Origin of the sequence: uncultured Clostridium sp. (assembly GCF_947036855.1) — a bacterium.
In the GTDB taxonomy this organism is placed as follows: Bacteria; Bacillota; Clostridia; order Clostridiales; family Clostridiaceae; genus Sarcina.
In genome coordinates this window covers 1-15320 of record NZ_CAMQRY010000059.1, presented here as the reverse complement: position 1 = coordinate 15320, position 15320 = coordinate 1, and the positions used below count along the sequence as shown (strand labels likewise).

General features: G+C 29.8%; 15 protein-coding genes, 1 other RNA gene and 1 riboswitch. Of the genes, 1 reads left to right on the top strand and 15 read right to left on the bottom strand.

The genetic code is table 11. From position 1 onward, the window contains the following. From rnpB to dnaG, 8 genes are all read right to left on the bottom strand, one after another. Positions 1-338: RNase P RNA component class A (rnpB, locus tag Q0V15_RS07615), an RNA gene on the bottom strand. A 47-nt stretch (positions 339-385) separates the two neighbouring features. Next, complete coding sequence (locus Q0V15_RS07610) at positions 386-724, bottom strand: hypothetical protein (RefSeq protein ID WP_297437613.1); 339 nt, start codon at positions 722-724, stop codon at positions 386-388. A gap of 66 nt (positions 725-790) precedes the next feature. After that, on the bottom strand, positions 791-1483 hold the full coding sequence (locus Q0V15_RS07605; protein ID WP_297437611.1) for a radical SAM protein: 693 nt from the start codon (positions 1481-1483) through the stop codon (positions 791-793). A gap of 14 nt (positions 1484-1497) precedes the next feature. After that, positions 1498-2052: an ECF transporter S component gene (locus Q0V15_RS07600; protein ID WP_297437609.1), complete on the bottom strand. Its 555-nt coding sequence runs from the start codon at positions 2050-2052 to the stop codon at positions 1498-1500. 195 nt (positions 2053-2247) lie between these two features. Next, positions 2248-2292, bottom strand: a riboswitch (PreQ1 riboswitch). A 217-nt stretch (positions 2293-2509) separates the two neighbouring features. Continuing rightward, positions 2510-3307 (bottom strand): Nif3-like dinuclear metal center hexameric protein, encoded by a 798-nt coding sequence (locus tag Q0V15_RS07595; RefSeq protein ID WP_297437607.1) that lies wholly within the window; start codon positions 3305-3307, stop codon positions 2510-2512. Positions 3308-3341: 34 nt separating this feature from the next. Continuing rightward, the gene (locus Q0V15_RS07590; RefSeq protein ID WP_297437605.1) at positions 3342-4037 is read right to left on the bottom strand and encodes a class I SAM-dependent methyltransferase; all 696 of its coding nucleotides are present in this window, start codon (positions 4035-4037) and stop codon (positions 3342-3344) included. Positions 4038-4187: 150 nt separating this feature from the next. Continuing rightward, the gene (gene rpoD / locus Q0V15_RS07585; RefSeq protein ID WP_297437603.1) at positions 4188-5294 is read right to left on the bottom strand and encodes an RNA polymerase sigma factor RpoD; all 1107 of its coding nucleotides are present in this window, start codon (positions 5292-5294) and stop codon (positions 4188-4190) included. A gap of 30 nt (positions 5295-5324) precedes the next feature. After that, a complete protein-coding gene (gene dnaG, locus Q0V15_RS07580) occupies positions 5325-7124 on the bottom strand; it encodes a DNA primase (protein ID WP_297437601.1) in 1800 nt (599 codons plus the stop codon). Positions 7125-7572: 448 nt separating this feature from the next. Between dnaG and Q0V15_RS07575 the strand changes: the two genes are divergently transcribed. After that, positions 7573-8634, top strand: coding sequence for a CotS family spore coat protein (locus tag Q0V15_RS07575; RefSeq protein ID WP_297437599.1), 1062 nt, complete (start codon positions 7573-7575; stop codon positions 8632-8634). A gap of 46 nt (positions 8635-8680) precedes the next feature. On the opposite strand, the gene ppdK is transcribed toward Q0V15_RS07575, so the two are convergent. From ppdK to Q0V15_RS07540, 7 genes are all read right to left on the bottom strand, one after another. Next, positions 8681-11311 carry a pyruvate, phosphate dikinase gene (ppdK, locus tag Q0V15_RS07570; protein ID WP_297437597.1) on the bottom strand — a complete coding sequence of 877 codons (2631 nt, stop codon included), beginning with the start codon at positions 11309-11311 and terminating at the stop codon, positions 8681-8683. A 104-nt stretch (positions 11312-11415) separates the two neighbouring features. Next, positions 11416-12048 carry a helix-turn-helix transcriptional regulator gene (locus Q0V15_RS07565; protein WP_297437595.1) on the bottom strand — a complete coding sequence of 211 codons (633 nt, stop codon included), beginning with the start codon at positions 12046-12048 and terminating at the stop codon, positions 11416-11418. A gap of 113 nt (positions 12049-12161) precedes the next feature. Continuing rightward, positions 12162-12830: a DUF4342 domain-containing protein gene (locus Q0V15_RS07560; RefSeq protein ID WP_297437593.1), complete on the bottom strand. Its 669-nt coding sequence runs from the start codon at positions 12828-12830 to the stop codon at positions 12162-12164. A 12-nt stretch (positions 12831-12842) separates the two neighbouring features. Continuing rightward, positions 12843-13577 carry a DNA repair protein RecO gene (gene recO / locus Q0V15_RS07555; protein WP_297437591.1) on the bottom strand — a complete coding sequence of 245 codons (735 nt, stop codon included), beginning with the start codon at positions 13575-13577 and terminating at the stop codon, positions 12843-12845. An 18-nt stretch (positions 13578-13595) separates the two neighbouring features. Continuing rightward, the gene (era, locus tag Q0V15_RS07550; protein ID WP_297437589.1) at positions 13596-14480 is read right to left on the bottom strand and encodes a GTPase Era; all 885 of its coding nucleotides are present in this window, start codon (positions 14478-14480) and stop codon (positions 13596-13598) included. 25 nt (positions 14481-14505) lie between these two features. After that, on the bottom strand, positions 14506-14904 hold the full coding sequence (locus tag Q0V15_RS07545) for a cytidine deaminase (protein ID WP_297437588.1): 399 nt from the start codon (positions 14902-14904) through the stop codon (positions 14506-14508). 99 nt (positions 14905-15003) lie between these two features. Next, a partial coding sequence (locus Q0V15_RS07540) for a phosphatase PAP2 family protein (RefSeq protein WP_297437586.1) occupies positions 15004-15320 on the bottom strand: 317 nt, incomplete at its 5' end.

Genomic DNA, 15320 nt, shown 5'->3' with positions numbered 1-15320 from the left:
TGCGACCAAATCTATAAGCCGGGTCCTGTATTAGACAATCATCTATCTACGACTATTGTTGCCAATAGCCTCTAGCGACACACCCGAAAACAGAGCGAGCTACTCCTAAATGTTTTCCTATTCGGTCTTGCTTCAAATGGGGTTTACATAGCTATAATGTCACCACTATACTGGTGCGCTCTTACCGCACCGTTCCATCCTTACCTAGCATGCTAGGCGGTTTATTTCTGTTGCACTATCCTTAGGGTCACCCCCACTGGCCATTAACCAGCATCCTGCTCTATGAAGCCCGGACTTTCCTCCCCTTATTTCTAAGCGGCGATTGTCTGACTTACTCGCAAGGAATATATTATCATAAAGTTATATCTTTTACAATGTAAAATATTTACATCACTTTTTTCATATAAACAAAACTCAGTATTAAAGTTATAATTAAAGCTATTGGAAATGTTAGTACAAATGACATTATTACAAACCCCAAAAGACCTATACAAGCCTTTTTAACAAGTTTTTCATTATTACTAGCATTTATTTTTTTAACTTTAAAAACTTTACCTTTTTTATTTGAAAAAACTTTTTTTATATCACAAAATAATTTTGAAAAATCTTTTTTTATATCTGAATATTCATCATAAACTCCAGTTTTTTTCTTACTTTTAGATTTTTTATTTCCTCTATAAGAATCTTTTTTATAATCATAAAAATTATACTTATCTTTTCCCATATTATCTAAATCCTTAGAATTAATTACTACATAATATGCAAGATATAGCTCTTTAAGTTCTTATATTTACTCACCAACACCAAAATCTGTATTTTCAAATAAAACTTCTATATTCTCATCATTTCTTAAATATGAATATTCTTTTTCAAACCATTTTATAAGTTCTTCATCTCTTTTAAATTTTGTTGTATTCTCAGTCCAAATATTAATTGTAGCCTTTTTAAACTTTGTTTCTACAATTTCTATATCTCTTTTAACCATCTCTTTAGTTTGTCCCTGTATTCCAACCATAAGACATATCGAATCATAAAGACTACTAACTTCTTCTAAACTAGAAAAATGAATATTCTTTATTAAAATATCATTTCTAAATTCATCATCAAAAGTTTCTATTCCTGTTTTAAAGAGAACTTCAACTCCTTTAAAGAAATCTTTTATTTCCTGAAGTCTTTTTCTATAACACCAATGTGCCTCAAAGTATAATCTTTTTATATTTTTTTCTTTAACTATTCTTCTGATTTCTTCAAGGTCTTCCATAGGAATTTCAAAAACACTTCCCGAGTTTATAACCTCAAGAACTCCTAACTCCCCTGTTATTCTTTGTAAAATAGGTTTATTTACATCCCTTATCTCACATTTATCTTCTGAATTATCAGATATATAATCACAAAAACTACATTTTCCCCATACACAAGGAAAACTCTTTAACAAAACAATCTCTCTCTCGTTTTTACCACTTATAATACTATATCTATCCATGCTATTTCACACCTTTACTTTAGTTTATTTTTCATTGAGCTTGTCATTCTTTTCATCATAATTAGTGCAAGACCTGTACAAACTATTTGGTTTCCATAATCAGTAACAAATTGCATAACAACTGCTGCTGGTACTGGAGGTATTCTTAATATCTGATGTAAGAAAATATAAATATAAGTTGATGCTGATGGTGTAATTCCTCCATAAACATAAACTGTAACTATTGAGCTAGTCGTACTTACAAATAATATAACTATAAGCATAGACCAGAACATTTTCTTCATATCTATCCACCCTTTTTTAAAAAGCAGACCTATAATAAGTCCATTAAATATCTGTACTGGTGCATAGTAAAATGATGATGGGTCAAAAATAAACCCTGACATAACTGAACCAAGAACCCCAACTATAATTCCTTCAACAGGACCCATAAGCATTGCTATAAGGTTTGTTCCTATTGCATCAAGATAAATTGGGATTCTAAATGTCATAGCTATAAATGGTGCAATAACATTTATAGCTATTCCGATTGCCATTAAGGCAAGCTTAAAACTGTTTGATTTTTTCATGGTATTAAAACTCCTCTTTGATTATATTAACCATTGAGGAACTGCTTAATACTAGAGTGTCTATTGTTTTCTAGCATAGGTTTTTAACATTCTGTTTTTTATTGTTATAAATCCAAATTTAAATTTAAATAAAGTGTCTTTTATTAAAATTAAACCTAAAAATGCCGCAACAAGGAATAAGCCTTGGTACAGCTACAGTTCCTAGTTTTTTATAGAAGGATGGTTCCGAACTTCTACTAGGCTTATGCCTAGATTTTATTTGCTTTTAATACAAATTATATTATATCATCTAAAGATTTATTATCAATGTATTTTACAAATAATATTTATTATAATTAAGCTTATAACTTTCTCTTTATATACAAAAAGGAAAATACATTTTTATATGTATCTTCCCCTAACTTCTATAATAGTCCTAATAAACTTTATTTTCTTTTACTATATTTAGAAATCAATTTTATAAAAATTTATATGGATCTTCTGATTTAGTTGATATAATAAATTCAATATTTTCTTCTAAAGCTTTAAGTTCATACTCAAGTTTTTTATTTACTTCGATAAGAACTGGCCATTCTGATTTAAAATGCCCTATATCAAGTATAGCCATCCCCATTTCAGTATAATCTGAAACGAAATGATAAGTTGTATCTCCTGTTATAACAAGGTCTGCTCCTTTTTTTATAGCATCCTCAAAATAACTTTGACCACTTCCGTTAATTATAGCTATTTTATTTATTTTTTTATCAAGTTCACCAGAATATCTAAGATTCTCAATAGAAAAAGTTTTTTTACATTTTTCAATAAGATCTTTAAGTGTTACCTCTTCTTCTAAAGTTACAATTCTACCAATACCAGCACTACTATCAACCTTATGTCTATCAATAATTTCTTCTGACTTAAAACCAAGCATGGTAACAATAGTATCATTTATTCCTTCTCTAACCGAATCCCAGTTAGTATGAGCAGAATAAAGATTAATATCATTTTTTATAAGCTTTATAATTTTTCTACCAAGTAAAGTTTCTGTTGTAATACTACTTGGCTTTTTAAAAATTAAAGGATGATGAGTTAATATTAAATTAGCTCCAACTTCCTTAGCTTCCTCAATAACTTTATCAGTACAATCAAGAGCTAAAAGAACTTTATTTATTTCTACACTTTTATCTCCAACCATAAGTCCCACATTATCAAAATCCTCTTTTAAATGTGGTGGTGCTATCTTTTCTATAACTTCTATAAATCTACTAAGTAACATAATCAAACCCTCCTAAAAGTCCATTTAAACCCATCTACTTAAGTAATAACTCTTTTAATATATCTATTTTATCTGAAAGTTCTTTTCTCTTAGCCCTTGCAAGGTCAGTATCTTGATTTATATGGCTTATAACTTTCTCACATCTTGAAATTTTACTTTCAATATAATCATTAATTAGTGGATGCTTCTTATTTAAAAGAATCGGACTTACCTCATAATAAATACTATCCTCAAACTTTAAGTTTTCAGCATTTTCATCATACTTAACTTTAAATAGCTCATAGTAAGTTCCCTCATCTAAAATTAAATCTTCATCAATAATTTTATATTCATTATTATATAAAAACTCTCTTAAAACCTCTGGGTTTTGAGCTGGTTGTAAAATCATAAAATCATAATTTTTAACCTTATTAATATCAGCAAGTATTATATCTCTAGTAAGATTTCCACCCATACCAGCCATAACAACTCCATCAACCTCATTAATTTTTAAAGGCTTTAATCCTCCACCAAGATAACAATCTATTTTACTACTAAGTCCATCAAAACTAATATTCATTTTAGCTTTATTTATAGGCCCTTTATTAATATCAGATGCAACAGCCCTCTCACAAATACCTTTCTTAACAAGATATATTGGTATATATCCATGGTCTGTTCCTATATCTGCTACACTCCTGCATTTATCTACACTATCTGCTATTGCTTTTAATCTTATGCTTAATTCCATTTTAATTCCTCTTTCTACAAAATATTTTTCTAAAATCATTACTGTAATTATATCATAACTTATGTATATTCTTTTTAGTAAAAATAAAAAAGGCTCGCAATATGCGAACCCATTTTTGTTCAACAACAAATAAATATTATTGAATATATATTAATCTAAATAATCTTTAAGCTTTTTACTTCTACTAGGGTGTCTTAGTTTTCTAAGAGCTTTCGCTTCTATTTGTCTAATTCTCTCTCTAGTAACATTAAACTCTTTACCAACTTCTTCAAGAGTTCTAGCTCTTCCATCATCAAGACCAAATCTTAATCTTAATACTTTTTCTTCTCTTGGTGTAAGAGTATCAAGTACATTAATTAATTGCTCTTTTAATAATGTGAAAGCAGCTGCTTCTGCTGGAGCTAATGCATCATCATCTGGAATGAAATCTCCAAGATGTGAATCTTCCTCTTCTCCAATAGGAGTTTCTAATGATACTGGTTCTTGAGCTATCTTAAGTATCTCTCTAACCTTATCAACTGGCATATCCATTTGCTTAGATAATTCTTCTGGAAGTGGATCTCTACCAAGTTCTTGTAATAATTGTCTTTGAACTCTTATTAATTTATTGATAGTTTCAACCATATGAACAGGAATTCTTATAGTTCTTGCTTGGTCAGCAATAGCTCTTGTAATCGCCTGTCTAATCCACCATGTAGCATATGTTGAGAATTTATAACCTTTTCTATAATCAAACTTCTCAACAGCCTTTATAAGACCAAGGTTACCCTCTTGAATAAGGTCTAGGAATAACATTCCTCTACCAACATATCTTTTAGCTATACTTACAACAAGTCTAAGGTTAGCCTCAGCAAGTTTCTTTCTAGCAAAAACATTACCTTCTTCAATTTTCTTTGCAAGGTCTACTTCTTCTGCTGATGAAAGTAATGGAACTTTACCAATTTCTTTAAGATACATTCTAACAGGATCATCAATAGAAATACCATCTGGTACAGCTATCTCAAGCTCCTCTTTATCTTCTTCTTTGTCACCTTCATTAATAACTTCAACACCCATTGACTCAAGTACTTCATATATTTGTTCAATTTGTTCTGGTGTTAACTCTACCTCTTCAAGCTCCTCCATTATTTCCTTATAAGTTAATGACCCACTCTTCTTACCTTTGTCTATTAACTTCTTTACAATCACCATTCTAGCATTTTGATCTTTTTCTTCTGTCTTAGCATTTACACTTGCAACTTTTGTTTTATCTTTCATGGGTTTGCCTCCTTCCGATTTAAGAACCATCTACTTCTTCAAACTCCTTAGTTTACCTTGTATTTCTTTTGACTGTTTTAAATATAATAAGGATGCAGCTATATCTCCAAGACGTTCGCTATCCTTTAAATTCTTCATAATGACTTCATGTTCATTCTTAAGTTTTTGAGTTCTTATATTATAAATATAAGTTTTAATAAGACCTTCAATCTCAGATACTTCTGGCATCGGAACTTCTCTAATCTTTAAAATTTCTTTTATAAGACTTGCATCCTGTGCTTTAACTTCTAAATTTGAATGTATATTTTCAAAACCTTTTTCAGATATAACATCATCTATCAAGGAATAAATATTTTTATATAAATCATCAGTACAATCATCAATCAAAAATATTTCTTTTATAAAGCTATAGTTATTCTCGTCTAACATTAGAGAAAATATACTTCTCATTGCTTTTATATAAGCAGGTTCTATATATAATTTTGTTCCATAATATTCCGTATTATTCATATTTTTATTATTTTTATTAAATCCATTAAGTTTTGTCTTTAAAAGATCATACAATGCCTGCTCTTTAATCCCTGTTTCCTCAGAGATATTTTTAATATAAATATCCTTTTCAACAGGATTTATCTTTGCAAGCACCTCTGTAATTCTATCGCCATACTTAACTAAATCCTCTTGAATTTTTAGATTTAACCCTTGCTTTGCAACAGAAAGTTTATATTCAATAAGCTTCTGTGCATTTTTTATAAGATTTAAGAAAGCTTCCTTTCCATTAACTCTTACGAACTCATCAGGATCTTTGCCTTTAGGTATAATTAAAACCCTTACGTCTAATCCAATCTCTGTCAATACATCTAATCCTCTAAGTGTAGCCATTTGACCTGCATTATCTGCATCATATGCAATAATAACTGTATCTGCATATCTTCTGATAAGTTTTCCCTGATTTGTTGTCAAGGCTGTACCAAGAGATGCAACAGCATTCATAATTCCATACTGATGAAGTGAAATACAATCCATATAACCCTCAACCATAATAACTGTTCTATCTTTTATACCATTATTTTTAATTGCAAAATTCAAACCATATAAATTAGTTCCTTTATCAAAAACTAAAGTTTCTGGTGAATTTAAATATTTAGGTTTCGAGTCATCTAAAACTCTACCACCAAATCCAATGACATTGCCATAAATATCAAAAACAGGGAACATGACTCTATTTCTAAATCTATCATAAGAAGTTTTCTTCTCATCATTAAAAATTACAAGTCCCGTATCTCTGATTACATCATTGTTTAGTTTTTCTCCACTTATGTTCAAACTTCTTAAAAATCCTAAAGTTTCACTCCAACCATCCTTAGCATACCCTATGCCAAACGACCTAAGAGTTTGTTCTGTTAAGCCCCTTCTATAAAAATACTCTTTAACTTCTGTATTTCTTTGAAGATTCGCAAAATAATGTCTTGCTGTCTCCTTGTTAATTTTTCTTAAAAGCTTTTTCTTCTCATCTCTTGGATCAGGAGCACCACTTTTAAAATCAATATTTATAGAAGCCTTATCTGCTAGATATTTAACAGCTTCAACAAAATTTAAGTTTCTCACTTTCATAATGAAGGTAATTACATTACCTGCTTCACCACAACCAAAGCACTTAAAAATTTGTTTTTCCTGTGAAATACTAAAAGATGAAGTTTTTTCATTATGAAAAGGACATAATCCAGAAAAGTTTTTTCCAGACTTTTTAAGTCTAACATATTCAGATATAACATCCGCAATGTCATTTTCTTCTTTTACTCTTTCAATTATTTCTTCTGGAATTTTCAAAAAACTCCCACCTTACCTTTAAACTTTTTATCTGAACTATTACTAATTCGACATTAAATAGCAAAATCCTCTTTTTATTTCAAAAAACTTTATTTTTTTTTGCTTTTCCTTTATTTTTGTCTAATTAGTAACTTTTAAATCATTTTATTAAAATTTTTTTAATCTTACATTAATTCTAATACTCTATTATTCTAGCCTTGTATTATTTATAGTTTGTAATATTAATCGTTTATATGTATCTTTCAAACAAATTTATAAGATTATTTTAATAAAACTTCTTCTTCCTTTTTATATTATTCTATAAACCTCTTAAAAATCCTTTTATTTCTTGATTATAAGTAAATTCTTTCTATTTCCTCCTTCTATCTAATTAAATCCCCTTATTAAGTATAATATTTTATACGCTCTAATATGTATATATTAGGTAACTTTATCTAGGAGGATTTACATGAATGCTAACAAGAAAAATATTAGCAGTGAAAAAGAGCTTTTAAAAGTAGCTATTGACCATATTCTTCCAGAGTATGATATAAAATTTAAAAGCATAGAACAAATAAAATTAAAAGAAACATTAAAGCATAGGGCTGTTTATAAAGTTTCTAATGATACAGAATCTTACTGTCTAAAAAAAGTTTATTTCAACGAGGAAAAATTACTTTTTATGTATTCTGCCATGCAGTGGCTTCACCAAAACAATTTTAATGTTCCAGTACTTATGAAAACTAAACAAGGAAATAGATTTGTATCTTACAATGACTTAATTTTTATACTAACCCCTTGGGTTCCTGGTATAAAATGTGATTTTGATAACATGGAACATCTAATAATCGCATCTAAGAATCTAGCTTTAGCTCACAATACTAGTAAAAACTTTTTTCCTATTGAAGGAAGTTATTTTAAAAAAGGATATGACAATTTATACATATCTATAAATAAAAGATTTAACAAACTACTCACTTGCTATAATCTTGCAAACAAGAAAAAAGATAAATTTTCTAAAATCTATCTTGAACATTTTGATGATAATATAAAACTTGCACGCTTTGCAACTGAAGTAGCTTCAACTATAAATTTAGATAATCTTACTAAATCACTATGTCATGGTGATTATGTAAATAAAAATTTACTCTTTGATGATAAAAAAATATATATGATAGATTTTGATAAATGCTCTTGTGATTATTCTATGGCAGATTTAACTTACTTCCTTAGAAGACTTCTTAAAAGGAGTGATACTAACTGGGACTTTGCAACTGCTAAAAATATAATTACTGCCTATAATGAAAATAATAAATTATCAGAAGATGATATTAAATATATTATGGTTTACCTTGCTTTCCCACAGAAATATTGGAGAGTTTCTAGAGATTACTTTGCTAGTATATCTAAGTGCAACAAAAAAAGTTCAAGAGAATCTCTTCTAGGTACAGTTTCTAAAACTCCTAATCAGATAATGATGGTTGAAAAATTCAAAGTTTTCTTCTTAGACGAATTTAATATTAAGTTTTAAAAAGAGGGTGCAAATCAAATTTGCACCCTCTTTATTATCTTGTTTTTTATTTTTTATTTTTAACTTGTGCTTGTGCCGCTGCAAGTCTTGCAACTGGTACTCTAAATGGTGAACAACTTACATATTCAAGTCCAAGGTCATGACAGAATTCTATAGAAGCTGGATCTCCACCATGCTCTCCACATATCCCAAGTTTAATATTAGGTCTTGTCTCTTTTCCTTTTTCTACTGCAATTTTCATAAGTGCACCAACACCAATCTGATCAAGCTTTGCAAATGGGTCTTGCTCGTAAATTGAGCTTGTATAGTAATCATTTAAGAACTTAGCTGCATCATCTCTTGAAAAACCAAATGTCATTTGTGTTAAATCATTTGTTCCAAATGAGAAGAACTCAGCTTCTTTAGCTATTTCATCAGCTGTAAGCGCTGCTCTTGGTATTTCTATCATTGTTCCTACTTTATACTCTAAAGTAGTATTATGCTCTCTCATAACAGTCTGTGCTGTTCTCACAACTATTTCTTTAACAAATGCAAGTTCCTTAATCTCTCCAACTAATGGAATCATAATTTCTGGAACTATATTATACCCTTTAGCTTCTTTAACAGTTATTGCTGCTTCTATGATAGCCCTTGTTTGCATTTCTGCTATTTCTGGATATGAAACTGCAAGTCTACATCCTCTATGTCCCATCATTGGGTTAAATTCATGAAGACTATCTATTGTTGCCTCAACTTCCTCAACACTTAAATCCATTTGAACTGCAAGGTTTTCTATATCTACTTTAGCAGTTGGTAAGAACTCATGTAAAGGTGGGTCTAAGAATCTAATTGTTGCTGGTTTATCTTCTAAAGCCTCATATATCCCAATAAAATCTTCTCTTTGCATTGGTAAAAGTTTTTCAAGTGCTACTTTTCTTTGCTCTATATCTTTTGATAAAATCATTTCTCTTACAGCTGCAATTCTATCTTCTGCAAAGAACATATGCTCTGTTCTACAAAGACCAATTCCCTCAGCTCCAAAACCAACTGCTTGTATTGCATCTCTTGGTGTATCAGCATTACTTCTAACTTTTAACTTTCTTATTTCATCTGCCCATGCCATAAATATAGCAAAGTGTCCACTTATTTCAGGTGTTACAGTTTGAAGTTTTTCACCATATACATTTCCTGTTGAACCATCTATTGAAATAAAATCATTTTCTGTTAATACTACATCACCAATTGTTACAGTTTTTTCTTTCTCATTAACTTTTAAAACTCCACAACCTGCAACACAGCAAGTTCCCATACCTCTAGCAACAACTGCTGCATGTGAAGTCATACCACCTCTTACAGTTAGTATTCCTTGTGCTGCAATCATTCCTTCAATATCTTCTGGAGAAGTTTCAAGTCTTACTAAAACAACTTCATCACCAGCTTCTTTTCTATTTTTAGCCTCTTCAGCTGTAAAGGCAATTTTACCACATGCAGCTCCAGGTGAAGCAGGTAGACCTTTACATAACGCTTTAGCATCTTTTAAATTATCTTTACTAAATGCAGGGTGTAATAAAGTATCAAGTTGCTTTGGCTCAACCTTTAATATAGCCTCTTCTCTTGTAAGCATACCCTCTTCTACTAAATCAACAGCAATTTTAAGTGCAGCTTGAGCTGTTCTCTTACCATTTCTTGTTTGTAAAAAATATAACTTACCATCTTCAATAGTAAACTCCATATCTTGCATATCTCTATAATGACCTTCAAGCTTATTAACTATAGCCATAAATTCATCATAAATAACTTTATTTTGATCTTCAAGTTCTGATATAGGATTTGGTGTTCTAATTCCTGCAACAACATCTTCACCTTGTGCATTCATTAAATACTCACCATATATTCCTGTATCTCCAGTAGCTGGATTTCTTGAAAATGCAACTCCTGTTCCTGAAGTTTCACCCTTATTACCAAAAACCATTTGTTGAATATTAACAGCTGTTCCCCAAGCTTTAGGTATATCATTAAGTCTTCTATACACAACTGCTCTTGGATTATCCCATGATCTAAATACAGCTTTTATTGATTCAATCAATTGTACTTTTGGATCAGATGGAAATTCTTCGCCTCTTTCTTTTTTGTATAAATCTTTATATCTAACTACTAACTCTTTTAAATTATCTGCTGTTAAATCTGTATCAAATTCAACATTATTCTCTTCTTTCATCTCATCTAGCAAATCTTCAAATAATCTTTTTTCAACATCCATAACAACATCTGAAAACATTTGAATAAATCTTCTGTAAGAATCATAAGCAAATCTTGGATTATTAGTAAGTGTTGCTAAAGACTCTGCAGCCTCATCATTTAATCCTAAATTTAAAACTGTATCCATCATTCCTGGCATAGAAACTCTTGCCCCTGATCTAACTGATAAAAGTAATGGGTCTGTCATTGAACCAAACTTCTTCCCTGTAACTTCCTCAAGTTCTGCAAGTTTTTTATCAATTTGTTTTATAACTTCAGAAGTTATAACCTTACCATCCTCATAATACTTGTTACAAGCCTCTGTTGTTACAATGAAACCTTGTGGTACTGGTATCCCAAGATTAACCATTTCGGCAAGGTTTGAACCTTTACCACCAAGCAAGTTTTTCATACTTGTATTTCCCTCACTAAAAAGGTATACATATTGATTATTTTCCATTTAAACATTCCTCCATTTATTAAGAATTTGCATAAATATTATTGCCTTTATACTTTATATTATTACTTGGGTAATACTACTTATTCTTAAAAATGGAAATTAATTTATTCTTTTTTTCCAAGTTTCACTAATAATCTCGTTATATTAGTTTTTGAAACTTTACCTATTATTTTATAAAACTTTTCATCTTCAGTATTAACTTCCTCAACCACAGGTATAGAATCTATCTCATGATTTATTATCTTTGTTGCTACATCAAAAGTATTATCATCAATTGTTGCTGTTATTATATTAGGCATTCTAGTCATTATCACACCTACTGGAACTTTATATATGTCAGTCCCACCTATTGCAACTTTTAAAAAATCTTTTCTTGAAACAGCCCCTGTAAGTTTCCCGTTATTCTCAACAAATATTGTCCCTACATCTTTTAAAAATAAATATACAATTGCATCATGTACCATTGTATTTTCTTCTATAACACTTGGTTTTGACATTATCTCCCCAACTTTTATATTACTTATTTTCTCATAAACCAAACTATTAGAAGGCTTTTCTGCACAAACATATCCAACTTTAGGTTTAGCACTAAGTATACCAAGCATTGTAAGTACAGCTAAATCTGGTCTAAGTGCAGCTCTTGTTACTCCAAGTTTTGATGCTAATTTTTCAGATGTAACTGGTGCTCCAGCTTTTACTAAAATAACTATCTCTTCTTGTCTTTTTGTTAATTTCATACAATTACCTTCTTTCCTAAAAAATTTAAGAGGAATACTATCTTATAAATTTATCAATCAAAATTTCAATTTCAAAATATACAACTTAGTTATTCCTCTATTTCAATATTAAATTACTCTACATTTTCAAAATTTACGGTATATGAAAAACCTGTACTCTCTTCGACCTTATGATCTTTTGAGCCTTTCATTGACCTTATAGTATCTATCACACTAGATTTCATGTCTTCATCTCCATCTCCATGTTTTGACACTATATTATTTGCTTTAACCTTTATATAAGTAGTTGCTATTCCCGCAACATTTTTACTTTTCTCTTTAATCCCAATAGCTTTTTCTGCTACAATTCTATTTAATATCTCAACAGTTCCATCAAGCTTTGTAACTTCTACAGTTAATTTTGCACCAACTATAGCAATTGCTACTCCAGCTAAAATAGGTGGAAGTGTTATAGCTATTACACTAGCTGCAATTCCAGCATTGACTGGTAAATCTAAAAGTGTATTATCTTCTTTTTTAATTTTAATTCTTGATATTGTTCCTTTGTTTACAAGGGACATAATAAAGCCTTTAAATTCTTCTACACTTTCTTCTTTTTTCAGCTTTTTCTCATCAACTTTTAAATTTTCTTCTAAAATCTCTGAATTGTTTTTTTCTTCTATTAGTATTATTGCATCTAGAATATCTCCATCTGCATTTTCTAAAGCTTCTTTTGCCTCTTTATAAGTTACACTAGTTCTTTCAATTACCTTGTCAACTTTCTCAAGTGTTATTTTATCCATGATAATCACTCCTTAAATAAATTTTAACATATCTAAGCTTTTAGGTCTTCTTGTATAATTATTTGAAATAATTGCCTGAGTTATCTTAAACAATTCTTTTTTCATATCTTCATTCAAATTAACTCTATAAACTTTGTCTAAAGTTGCTTTATTTAAAAATCTTAAAGCACTAAAGGATGGTCTACTTATATAAAGTCCATTAACTTTATCACACATATCACAAACTCCACCAAAATTTGATAAGTTTATATATGTTGAACTTTGTATTTTCTTTTCACAAGAAACACAAGTATCAAAATTAAGTCCGTAACCTGTTGCTTTCAATAATTTAAGTTCAAAAGCTCTAGTTAAAAGTTCATAATCTAACGCATCTGTATCTAAAAGATATATTGCTGTTACAAACTCTTTATAAAGCTCAAAGTTTTTTTCTTCATCCTCTGTTGAAATATCTATAAGTTCACACAGGTAAGTTGAATATGTTAGCTTTTCAAGATTTGTTAAAAGCCCTTGAAATGAATTTCTAAGTTTCCCCTCAGATAACCTACACATACCTTTGCCTTTAAATAAAAGATAATCTCCAAAGCTAAGAGGAAGAGTGACTGAAAACAAATCACTCTTATTTCTTTTAGAACCTTTAGCTACTGCAGATATCTTCCCATATTGCTCTGTATAAATCCATATAAGCTTATCATGTTCCTTATAATCCAAAGCTTTTATAACAATTCCGCTTGTTTTTAAAAGTCCCAAACGAAATCCCCCCTTTAATTACTTCTTATATCCAAGTTGCTTTAAGAATGTATTATTATCTCTCCATTCTTTTCTAACTTTAACCCAAACTTTTATACTAACCTTTTCTCTTAAGAACTTTTCAAGTTCAAATCTAGCTGCTGAACCTATCTTCTTAAGTGTTTGCCCATCTTTTCCTATTATGATTCCTTTATGTGAATCTTTTTCACATATTAAATCTACTTCTATCTCATATCTACCATTTGGAGTTTGCTTCATCTGAATTACATCAACAGCAATTCCATGTGGAACTTCTTCTGATAAACATCTTAAAGCTTTTTCTCTAACAATTTCTGATACAACAAACTTTTCTGGTATTTCTGTTATCATATCTGCTGGATAATATTGTGGTCCTTCTGGCATATACTTAACCATAAGTTTTACAAGTTCATCAGTATTTTTCCCTTTAAATGCTGATATTGGAATTATTTCAGCAAATTCATATTCCTTAGCATATTGAAGTAATGTTGTTGCAACCTTCTCATGTTTAACTTGGTCTATCTTATTTAAAACAAATACAACTGGAGCTTTTTGTGCTTTTAATTGCTCTAATATGAATTTATCTCCTCTTCCAAGTTCTCCATCTGGAGTAGTTAAAAATAATACTAAATCTACTTCTTTAATAGATGAAGTTGCACTATCAACCATATATTCACCAAGTTTATGTTTTGGCTTATGTATTCCTGGAGTATCAACGAAAACTATTTGATAGTCCTCACCTGTTAATATTGTTTGTATGTTATTTCTTGTTGTTTGTGGTTTATTAGAAACTATTGAAAGCTTCTCACCCATTAATAAATTTAATAATGTTGATTTTCCAACATTAGGTCTTCCTACGATTGTTACATATCCTGATTTGAACATTTAAATCCTCCTTAGTTTTTAGCTATTATTTTTTTAAATCTTTACCTGTGAATGCACCTGGTACAATCTCACCGATAGTTGTTTCAATATATTCATTCTCTGATTTTACAATATAAATTTTCATATTATTATCTCTTGCAAACTCTACCATTACCTGTCTACAAATTCCACAAGGGTATGTAAAGTTATTAACATCTCCAATTAAAGCAATTGCCTCAAGAGTTCTTGCTCCAGTTGCAACTCCGTTAAATATAGCAGTTCTTTCAGCACAATTAGTTGCACCATATGAAGCATTTTCAATATTGCACCCTGTATATACATTTCCATCTTCAAATAAGGCAGCCGCTCCTACTTTAAAATCTGAATATGGGCAATATGCTTTTTCTCTTGCTTCTATAGCCATTTTTATTAATTTTTCTTTCATTATTAATGCCTCCAAACGTTTAGATATTATAAAATATACCCTATTTAATCAAATAGGGTATATTAATTATAGCACTAATTTATTCTTTTATGAATTTTTTTAATTAAATATATTAAATATAATCATTGTCACAGAAATTCCAAGAATTGCTCCAACAACAACTTCCTTAACTGTATGCACTTTTGAATCAACTCTGCTCTGCGCTGTTATAAGTGCCATAAAATAACTTAGCATATAAATTATTGGTTCATTTGCTATCAATGAAATACAAGTAGCTATTGAAAATGCAATTGCACTATGACCAGATGGCATTCCACCTTTAAGTGGTGTACCCTCTCCCCATATAGCTTTTGCTATTACAGTTAAAATTGCTACTATCATAATTACTATAAAAATTAAGTAATGATTTTTATCCT